This window comes from Parablautia muri (assembly GCF_009917485.1).
Taxonomy (GTDB): Bacteria; Bacillota; Clostridia; order Lachnospirales; family Lachnospiraceae; genus Suilimivivens; species Suilimivivens muri.
This window is the reverse complement of the sequence record NZ_QZDT01000029.1, coordinates 45,149-54,886: the sequence shown is the minus strand read 5'-3', so window position 1 is coordinate 54,886 and position 9,738 is coordinate 45,149. Positions and strand designations below refer to the sequence as shown.

The following is a 9,738-nucleotide window of genomic DNA, read 5'->3' as shown; positions in this document are numbered from 1 at the left end:
ATAAAAGCACCTACCTTTCTTATTAACTTATCATAGAAGATCTTAATTTACAGAAATTATTTCACACACTCCGATCTTTTCCTATCCCCAACTTTTGCAAGCCTCACTGCCGCTTTTTCCGCACTTTCCATTGTTTCCAGATGATTAAAAGTCAGTTCAGGTAATATTTTGCTGTCTGGGCTGGTGCTTTGCTCTGCCAGCACACGGCATCCTCGAAAATGGATTCCCATTGCCCGCGGGTATAAAAAGACCGTTTAGCGGCTGTATCCGGTAAACGGTCAATGGCACAGGATTCGGTAATTTATAATTTTAAAAGCGTAACCTACGATACCGATTTATGCATGCCAAAATTTCCTGTTTTCTCGGTCTTGCCAGTGAAGAAGATATGTCTCCCCGTTCAAACAAGCTCTCAAGGCCATCCCTGTCAAGCTGTTTCTCTAACAATTCGCTCATCTGCTTTAAATTCTTTCTTCCGTCCATCATCTTCAGTTCGGCAAATTTTAAAATCCACGCAAGGGCCGCGCTCTGCTCCTGATCCTTCAATTGCTCCAAATACCTTAACTCCACATTTTCCTTGGAAAGCATGAGTTCACTGGTTCCCATTGTCTTAATTTTGATACGGTCATCCTTTCTAAGCCCCATGTCCGGCTGCGGGCATCTTTTATCAACGTAATCAGGAAACCTGTCTTCCTCCCCGCTCACAGCCGGGTACCCCATAGCAGCCTCCTTCGCCTTTTTCGTAATATCACAGGTAACATATTCCTTCATCTGTATGACTGTGTCCGCCACATGGAAATACGCGCCCGAGCTTCCTGCAACAATAATAGAAGAAATGTCCAGGTCTCTGTATAAGCTATTCACACGGCAGATGAAAGGAGTAATCGGTTCCTCTCCTGCCGAGATAACCTCCTGCATCAGTTGGTCACGAATCATAAAATTGGTGGCGGAGGTGTCTTCGTCAATCAAAAACAGGCTGCTGCCCGCTTCCACACCCTCCATCAAATTTGCTGCCTGGGAGGTGCTGCCGCTGGCATCCTCCGTAGAAAAATGAGCCGTATCTCTTTTGCTTGGAAGATTTTTGATGAAAGGCGAAATATCCACATTGGCAATGCTTCTGCCATCCTCAGCCCGGAGCTTTACCGCCGTCCTGTCCGTAATGACAAACTCCCTTCCATCTCCATAGATATGATTATATACTCCATTTTGGAGTGCCTGCAAAATGGTGGATTTTCCATGATAGCCGCCCCCCACAAACAATGTCACGCCCTTAGGAATACCCATTCCACTTACACTGCCTCTATTCGGCAGGTCAAGCGTAACTTTAAGCGTATCCGGCGTCTTAAAAGGCACAGCTCCTTTCATTGGCTTTTCGGAAATGCCGCTCTCTCTTGGCAGAATCGCGCCATCCGCAATAAAGGCGCACAGAGAAAGTTCCGGGAGCTTTTCTCTGATAAATTCCTGGTCTTCGCAAAGGCAGATTGCCTGTTTTAATTTATTTTTATCGATTCTTGCATAATACAGACTTCTTCGAACGCATTCCGGCAGTATATCAAACAGCATTTTTTCTAATTCTCTGGCGTTAATGGTTCTGCCATTTGCCGGAAATCCTGCTTCAAACCGCAAAATGATGTCTCCTCTGTCAGCATTGCTTTGGTTTGTACCGCTCTGCGCTGCATTTGTCCGGGCTGCGCTGTCCTGGGCAGCATGACCTTTTGCTGTGCTGCCCGTATTTACCCTAAGGGCTGTTCTCTCCAACACCTGCTGCCCGCATCTTGAAACCGAAAGCAAACCGCTTTTCCCTGAACCTTTTGCCTGGAAACTGCCGCCGCTTACCTCTCGTCCGAACAATCTGGTGAGATGATCCTGCAAAGTCACTCTCTTAGCATGGGTATCATAAAAGGCAGGCGGAAAGCCGGCCTTTTCTCCCTTCACCCGCACGGAAAGCCTTGACGGTGCTGCAAAGGGGTCTCCCTGCACATGGTCAATGGAAAGCACATAATCCTTAAAGTCATACTGTCCCCGCAGCTCTTTGTATGCGGGATACCCCCGGTGGTCAATACTTTTTAATTTATTTCGTAATTCAATAGCCGTTTGCATATTTCCCTCTATTCCTTACATTCTTTCCGGCGCTGAGAAGCCAAGCACATCAATACAGGTTTCTAAAATATCCCTTACAAGCACAAGGAGCGCAACCCACCCTGACTTCTTCTCATAATCTTCCTCTGTTACAATTTTAGTCTCGTGATAAAAACGGTTGAACGCATTGGCAAGGCCATAAATATAGGCACAGAGCTTATGGGGCGCCGTTTCCCTGTAGGCAGTCTCCATTGCCGCCTGAAAGCCGGCAATTTCAAGCATAAGCGCTTTTTCCGCATCACTTCCGGCATTCCGGATCCGCTCCTGCTTTGGCAAGGTATTGCCATTTTGTTCATCCTGTTCATTTATCTTATTTAAAATAGATTTAATTCTGACAATGGTGTACAGAATATAAGGGCCCGTATCTCCCTCAAAGGAAGTGAATTTGTCCATATCAAAAATGTAGTCTTTAGAGGCCTGGTTAGACAAATCACCATATTTAATTGCTGACAGGGCAACCACCTTGGCCGTCTTACGTGCCTCCTCCTCATCCATCTGACGATTATCCGTAATTTTGCGATACATTTCATCATTAATTTCTTTTATCAGGAGCTCAAGGCGCATGACGCCGCCCTCTCTTGTCTTGAAGGGCTTTCCGTCCTTGCCGTTCATGGTGCCAAAGCCAATGTGCAAAAGTTCCGTATCAGGGCCTGCCAGTTTTGTCTTTTTTGCACATCTGAAAACCTGTTCAAAGTAAAGTTCCTGGCGCTTATCCGTAAGGTAAATCATCCTGTCCGGATGGTAGGTCTGCATTCTGTCCATAATAGTAGCCAAATCCGTAGTGTTATAAAGGGACGCACCGTCCGACTTTAAAATCATACAGGGCGGAATCTCTTTGGTATCCGTCTCCTCCTTTACATCTACCACAAGGGCTCCGTCACTGATATATGCATACCCTTCCTTTTTCAGATAATCCACCATGCCCGGTATCAGGTCATGGACGTCTGATTCTCCCTTCCACAATTCAAATGATACATTTAAATTCTCATAATTTTTCTTCAAATCCGCCAGGGACACCTTCATGATGTGATTCCACAATGCCCGGTAGCCCCTTACGCCGCTTTGCAGTTTAAAGGTGGCCTCCATAGCCCGGTCTTTGTACTTGCCATCCTCTTTGGATTTCGCACTGGCCGCCGGGTAAATTTCCTCCAGCTCAGAAATGGTAAAAGGAGCTTCCTTGGGGTAATCTCCCTGATAGCCCTCGTCAAAATATACAAGCTCCGGCTGTCTTTCCTGCAATTCCGTGATAATCAGCCCCATCTGCAAGCCCCAGTCGCCAAGATGGATATCCCCAAGCACTTCATGCCCGGCATACTTTGCAATCCGTTTGATGCTCTCACCGATAATGGCGGAACGCAGATGTCCCACATGAAGGGGTTTCGCCACGTTAGGCCCGCCGTAATCCACGATAATATGACTAGGCTTCTCAGGTGTATGCAAACCGAACTTAGGCTCTGTCCGCATCTGATTCAGATAGTCTGCCGCAAAGTCCTCCCGCACCTTCAAGTTCAAAAAGCCGGGAGAGACTGCCTCCACCGTAAGGAACACTTTACTGTCCTTGCACATTTTCGCCACATCCCCGGCAATCATAATCGGAGCCTTCTTATAGAGCTTAGCTCCCGCCATAGCGCCGTTGCACTGATATTCACACAAATCCGGCCGGTTAGAAAGGCTTACCTTTCCAAGCTCCCTGTCATATCCGGCCGCCTCAAACGCATGCATCATTTCTTCTGATATTAAATCCAGAAATTTTTTCATCCAAACCTCCATACTGCCGCTGCGCGGCAACTCAAATCTATACGCAGTATACTATCCGTTCGCACAAATCACTTTATCTATCCTAACATTTCACTGCCATTTTATCAAGCATTAGAGGTATTCCTTTTGGAAAAAACACATCCGCAGTAATCCTGTCTGTACAGTCCATACTCCTTTGACAGTTCCACAGAGCGTTTATATCCATCTTTCTTTTTAAAATCGGAGGGTAAAAAGGATATGCCGTATTCACAGGACAGCTTTTCTCCAATTTCATTTATCTTTCTTGCATTTTTAAGAGGGCTAATGGTAAGGGTTGTGGTAAAATAGTCAGCCTGTGCTTCTTTCGCCTGTTCTGCCGTTTTTCGCAGCCTAAGCGCATAGCATGCGAAGCATCTTTCTCCGCCTTCTTTACACTGCTCCAATCCTTTCACAGTTTCAAAGAATAATCCCTGCGGATAGTCCCCTTCCACCACTTCAATTGGATAGCCGGATGCTTCTCCGCTCACAAGCTGTCTGTTAAATTCTTCTATAAGCCTTTTTTGTTCCGCCATTCTTTTCAGGTATTCTTCTTCCTCTGTGATGTTGGGATTGTAATAAAACACCGTAATTTGAAAGAAACCCCTAAGGTATTCAAGCACATAGCTGCTGCATGGGGCGCAGCAGCTATGTAAAAACAGCTTTTTTCCTTTATTCTCCGTATTTCCCAGTATTTTCTCTAATTCCAACGAATAATTTTTATTTACGTTCATTGTACCCATCCTGTTCCGGCAGTTCCTCCCTGTTCCTCCGTTACCCTACTTTTTAAGTGGACTTTCCCTATAGATAATATCGTCACGACCCGGCCCGTTGGAAACCATGGTAATGGGATAGCCAATCTGTTCTTCTATAAATTCCACATAATTCCTGCAATTTTCCGGTAAATCTTCAAATTTTTTCGTGCCGCGGATATCGCATTTCCACCCGGGAAGCTTCTTAAGAACAGGCTTTGCCTTCTCCAGCCTGCAGGTAACCGGAAAATCTGTCGTCACCTGACCGTCAATTTCATAGCCCACGCACACAGGTATTTCATCCAAATATCCTAATACGTCTAACACAGTAAAGGCAACATCCGTAGCTCCCTGTAGTCTGCATCCATACTTAGAGGCAACACAGTCAAACCAGCCCATACGCCTTGGACGTCCTGTGGTCGCGCCATACTCTCCGCCATCACCGCCGCGCCTGCGCAGCTCGTCTGCTTCATCGCCAAATATTTCCGATACAAAGGCGCCTGCTCCCACAGCTGAGGAATATGCTTTGCACACAGTAATGATTTCCTTGATTTCGTAAGGAGGGATGCCTGCCCCGATTGCGCCGTAAGCGGCCAATGTAGAGGAGGAAGTCACCATGGGATAAATCCCGTGGTCAGGGTCTTTTAAGGTTCCAAGCTGCCCTTCTAACAAAATGGTTTTGCCTTCCTTCATTGCTCTGTCAAGGTAGACAGACACATCACACACATAAGGTCCTACCATTTCTTTATATTCATGTAAGGTTTCCAAAAGCTCAGAGGGGTTAAGCAAGGGCTTATGGTACATATGCTCTAACATTACATTCTTCTGCTGGCAGATTCTTTCCACCTTTTCTTTTAACAGCTCCTCGTCAAAAAGTTCACTGACCTGAAAGCCGATTTTTGCATATTTATCAGAATAAAAAGGCGCTATACCGGACTTGGTAGAACCAAAGGACTTTCCGCCTAACCGTTCTTCCTCATATGCATCCAGCAGAATATGATAGGGCATTACCATCTGTGCCCTGTCGGATACCAATATTTTGGGCATTGGCACATTCCTGTCCGTAATGGATTTTATTTCATTCATAAGCAGAGGAATATTAAGCGCCACACCATTGCCTATAACGCTGGTGGTATGGCCGTAAAAAACACCTGATGGCAGCGTATGCAAAGCAAACTTACCGTAATGATTGACGATTGTATGCCCCGCATTGGCTCCACCCTGAAAACGAATAATTATATCCGCCTGCTGTGCCAACATATCCGTTATTTTTCCCTTTCCTTCATCGCCCCAATTAGCGCCCACTACTGCTTTCACCATTTTTATAACCATGCTCCTTTCTCAATGTGCGAATTTGTGCGCTCAAGCACAAATTTGCGGTTGAAAAAATACAATTCTTTCAACCTTATCCTGCATTCTCCCTTGCTGTCTTTATGAATATTCCACATAATAAAAGCAGGCTGTAAAAACCTGCTTTTATTATCAGCTTCTTACTTTTTGATTATACTCCTGGCATAATCATAAGTAAAATCAATATTTATTATAAAGATTATAAGTTTTAATTATAGATATCTTTCCGGAACGCAGCCAGAAGCATAGCCGCACATTTCTTTAATATCCAAATACCTCTACGGCCTTCTTCATCTTCTCAATAATCCCCACACCAAAAGGACAATTACGCTCGCATCTGCCACAGGCAACACAGTCTGATGCATGATGGGCCAAGAGTTTGTAGTGATCCGCCACTGTCTCAGGCACCGCGCCCTGTGCCAGGCAGAGATTCAGGTACTTGTTGACATCCGCCACATGAATCCCTACGCTGCATGGCGCGCAGTGACCGCAGTACATACAATTTCCCTGGAATTTAAATTTATCCATCCGGGATAAAACAAGAGAATAATCTCTCTCCTGCCTGGAAGCCTCATAGTAAGAAGCCATCTTCTCTATCTCACTGACACTGTGACAGCCAGCCATAATGGAAACGACTCCCGGCCTTGTCAGACAATATTCTATGCACTGATACACATTGAAGGCCACGCCAAAGGGAGAAAGCTGTTCGTTTAGCATATCTCCGCCTCCGAACACCTTCATGACATCAATGGCAACGCCTTCCCGCTCGCACAGCTCATACAAAGCCTTTCTATCAGGATCCATTCCTACAAAACCATTCTGATAGCTTGCCATCTCAAACAAATCATTACAATCCTCGCTTGCCGGCTGCATATCATAAGCGGCATTGGCAGAAAACATCAGTACATCAACCAAACCTGTCTCCACCGCCTTGCGCGCAACCACAGGATTATGAGAACTGAGTCCAATCCCATGGATTTTGCCCTGCGCCTTTAATTCTTTACAGTATTCAATGACAGCCCCGTGAAACACTTCTTCAAAATCCTTTTCTGCATCCACATAATGAATCATCCCAATATCCAGATAATCTGTTCCCAATCTTTGCAGCTGTTCTTCAAAGCCTGCCTTTGTCTTTTCTATATCTCTCGTCCTAAGGTACTCTCCGTTCTCCCACACAGAGCAAATATGCCCCTGCAGCACAAGCTTTTCCCTCCTGCCCCTCATAGCCGCGCCTAAATTATCTCTGAAAGTGGGATTGGGCGTATACATATCAATAAAATTCATACCAAGAGAAAGCGCTCTGTCCAGCATTTCTTTAAATTCTTCCGGTGTCTTATCCACAAATCCCTCACATCCCAACGCAATCTCGCTCACTTTTAGATTGTTACATCTCTTTAATTCTCTGTACTTCATCCTATCACTTTCCTTCCTGCTTTTCCTTAAAGCGCCAGCTTTACATCCATACTGCCTGAGCGGAATCCTTCTAAATCCAATGTTATGTAAACATATCCCAGCTCCTTTAGGTGTACAGCAATTTCCTTTCCATGGCTTGTCAATACTCCAAAAGCATCTTCATCCACCTCAATCCGAGCTATGTCATCATGGACTCTAAGTCTGACATTATGTAAACCTAGATTTTTTAAATAGGCCTCTCCCTGCTCCACCTGGGCCAGCTTTTCATAATCAAGTGTTGTCCCGTAAGGGAATCTGGTAGCCAGACACGGTGCAGACGGCTTCGATGATGTCTTTAAACCATAGGCTGCCGCCAATGCCCTCACCTCTTTCTTACAAAGGCCTGCATCCGCAAGCGGACTTATAATTCCAAGCTCATGCAAAGCCTTGATTCCGGGACGGTACACATGAAGATCATCCTCATTGGTTCCCTCCAAAATAGTCCGTATCCCAAGCTCCGCCGCCTTTTCTTTTATTTTCAGGAATATCAGCTTTTTGCACAGATAACAGCGGTTAACCGGGTTGTCCATGATGCCTGCTTCCTTAAGCTCATCCACCTTAAGAATAATATGTCTGGCCCCAATTTCTCCGCATAACTCCTTTGTTTCTTCCAGCTCCTTCACCGGATGCAGTCTGGTGTGTATGGTCACCGCATACACCTGCTTCCCGGTTTTCTCCGCTTCGTTACAGGCCATTTTCAGTACGAAGGCGCTGTCCACACCGCCGGAAAAAGCAACCATAATATCCTCACATACATATTGATTGATAAGCGTAAGAAGCTTTTCCTTTTTTACCAAATACCCATCCTCTATCATCCCCATACCCCCTGCATGCGGCAGGTTTTCCCTGCCATACTGATGCCAATAAAGTTTACTCCTTCCCCTTTCAGGTATCACTCGTTTGCTTAAAGGCACTCATAATCTGCCAAAAAGATTTCCCACTTTTTTCTGCCAGCGCTGCCACACTGTCGTATTCCGGATAGCACCGCTCCTGTCCATCCGGCAGCACACATCTTTTCACCTTAAGCTCCCCATCCGGCAGCCTTACAACATCATTTTTTCTTGGCAGAACCGTGCGTTCCATCTTAACCCGGCGTATTCCGATTGTGGTAGTTTCCTGAAAGATAATCTGTTCAAGCTTTTTCATCCGTTCTTCATCGCAAATCACGGTAAGCTCATAAGCCGGCCTGTTTTTCTTCATATAAACAGGAAGAAAATGTACATCTCTGGCACCTGCATTCATCAATTTGTCCATCGTATACCCCAGCGCTTCCCCGGTGCAATCATCAATATTTGTCTCCAGCTTATAAATAAAATCTTCCTTTTTCAGGCTTTCCTCTAAGCTTTCGCTTTGACATGTATTCTTTTCCTGAATCAACATGGCACGCAGCAGGCTGGGTCTTTCATAATTCCGCTTTCCAGCCCCAATTCCAATCTTGTTGATTACAAACTGTTTTGGAAGCTCAGAGCCTGTCCTGATCGCCGCCACAATCGCTGCTCCTGTAGGCGTAACCAGCTCTCCTTCCACCTCCGTAAGCCTAACAGGAAGCTGATGGGCTTCCACAATATGAGCCACTGCCGGCACCGGAATAGGCAAAATACCGTGCTGGCACCTTACTGTACCTGTTCCTTCGCATAAAAAAGGCACTATCACTTCTGTGATATCCAGATTATCCAGACATACGGCCACTGCCACAATATCTACAATGGAGTCTACTGCCCCAACCTCATGGAAATGCACTTCTTCTATGGGGACTCCATGGGCTTTAGCCTCTGCCTTCGCCAAAACCTGGAAAATCTGAACGGCTGTCTCCTTTGCCCTGTCACTGAGCTGTCCCTGTCCAATGATATCCATGATTTCTTTTAGCCCGGTATGAGTATGCCCTCCGTGCGTATGCGAATGGTGGTGCTCGTGAGCATGTGTATGGTTATGGGCTTCCTCATCGTGATAATGATTCTCGTGAGGATGAACGCGCTCCTGTTCATGGCTATGGGAATGTCCATGCAGATATTCCATATCATGGTCATGATTTTCGAATTCCGCATCCAACCGGACATGAAAATCACACACATCAAGCCCTGCCTTTTTTACCCTGCTTACCTCCACCTCATATCCATGTACCGGAAGGCTTCTAAGCGCCTTTTCCAGCGCCTGCCTGTCCGCTCCTGCATCCAAAAGCGCCGCCACCGTCATGTCTCCACTGATTCCTGAATAGCATTCCAAATATACTGTATTTCCCATCTTAACCCTCCATTCTTACCAGCAGCCTGTAAAT

The 9,738-nt window shown here is 45.8% G+C and carries 7 protein-coding genes; all 7 read right to left on the bottom strand.

Going from position 1 to position 9,738, the window contains the following annotated elements; all coding sequences use genetic code 11:
• Nucleotides 1–309 precede the first annotated feature (309 nt).
• Entirely contained in the window at nt 310–2,097 is a 1,788-nt protein-coding gene (locus D5281_RS16125) for an ABC-ATPase domain-containing protein (protein WP_160561134.1), read from the bottom strand.
• Between the two features lie 15 nt (nt 2,098–2,112).
• Nucleotides 2,113–3,894, bottom strand: a complete 1,782-nt coding sequence (gene argS, locus D5281_RS16120; protein ID WP_160561133.1) for an arginine--tRNA ligase — start codon at nt 3,892–3,894, stop codon at nt 2,113–2,115.
• A gap of 104 nt (nt 3,895–3,998) precedes the next feature.
• Nucleotides 3,999–4,652 (bottom strand): epoxyqueuosine reductase QueH, encoded by a 654-nt coding sequence (locus D5281_RS16115; protein ID WP_160561132.1) that lies wholly within the window; start codon nt 4,650–4,652, stop codon nt 3,999–4,001.
• A 36-nt stretch (nt 4,653–4,688) separates the two neighbouring features.
• Complete coding sequence (locus D5281_RS16110; RefSeq protein WP_160561137.1) at nt 4,689–5,981, bottom strand: adenylosuccinate synthase; 1,293 nt, start codon at nt 5,979–5,981, stop codon at nt 4,689–4,691.
• Nucleotides 5,982–6,272: 291 nt separating this feature from the next.
• The gene (locus D5281_RS16105; RefSeq protein ID WP_160561131.1) at nt 6,273–7,424 is read right to left on the bottom strand and encodes an aldo/keto reductase; all 1,152 of its coding nucleotides are present in this window, start codon (nt 7,422–7,424) and stop codon (nt 6,273–6,275) included.
• A 26-nt stretch (nt 7,425–7,450) separates the two neighbouring features.
• Nucleotides 7,451–8,284 (bottom strand): ATP-dependent sacrificial sulfur transferase LarE, encoded by an 834-nt coding sequence (larE, locus tag D5281_RS16100; protein ID WP_330585082.1) that lies wholly within the window; start codon nt 8,282–8,284, stop codon nt 7,451–7,453.
• 64 nt (nt 8,285–8,348) lie between these two features.
• Nucleotides 8,349–9,704 carry a nickel pincer cofactor biosynthesis protein LarC gene (gene larC / locus D5281_RS16095; RefSeq protein WP_160561130.1) on the bottom strand — a complete coding sequence of 452 codons (1,356 nt, stop codon included), beginning with the start codon at nt 9,702–9,704 and terminating at the stop codon, nt 8,349–8,351.
• Nucleotides 9,705–9,738: the final 34 nt, after the last annotated feature.

Coding starts and splice junctions, on each gene's coding strand:
- larC (WP_160561130.1), bottom strand. CDS start 9,704: ATGGGAAATACAGTATATTTGGAATGCTATTCAGGAATCAGTGGAGAC.
- D5281_RS16105 (WP_160561131.1), bottom strand. CDS start 7,424: ATGAAGTACAGAGAATTAAAGAGATGTAACAATCTAAAAGTGAGCGAG.
- D5281_RS16110 (WP_160561137.1), bottom strand. CDS start 5,981: ATGGTGAAAGCAGTAGTGGGCGCTAATTGGGGCGATGAAGGAAAGGGA.
- argS (WP_160561133.1), bottom strand. CDS start 3,894: ATGAAAAAATTTCTGGATTTAATATCAGAAGAAATGATGCATGCGTTT.
- D5281_RS16115 (WP_160561132.1), bottom strand. CDS start 4,652: ATGGGTACAATGAACGTAAATAAAAATTATTCGTTGGAATTAGAGAAA.
- D5281_RS16125 (WP_160561134.1), bottom strand. CDS start 2,097: ATGCAAACGGCTATTGAATTACGAAATAAATTAAAAAGTATTGACCAC.
- larE (WP_330585082.1), bottom strand. CDS start 8,284: ATGGGGATGATAGAGGATGGGTATTTGGTAAAAAAGGAAAAGCTTCTT.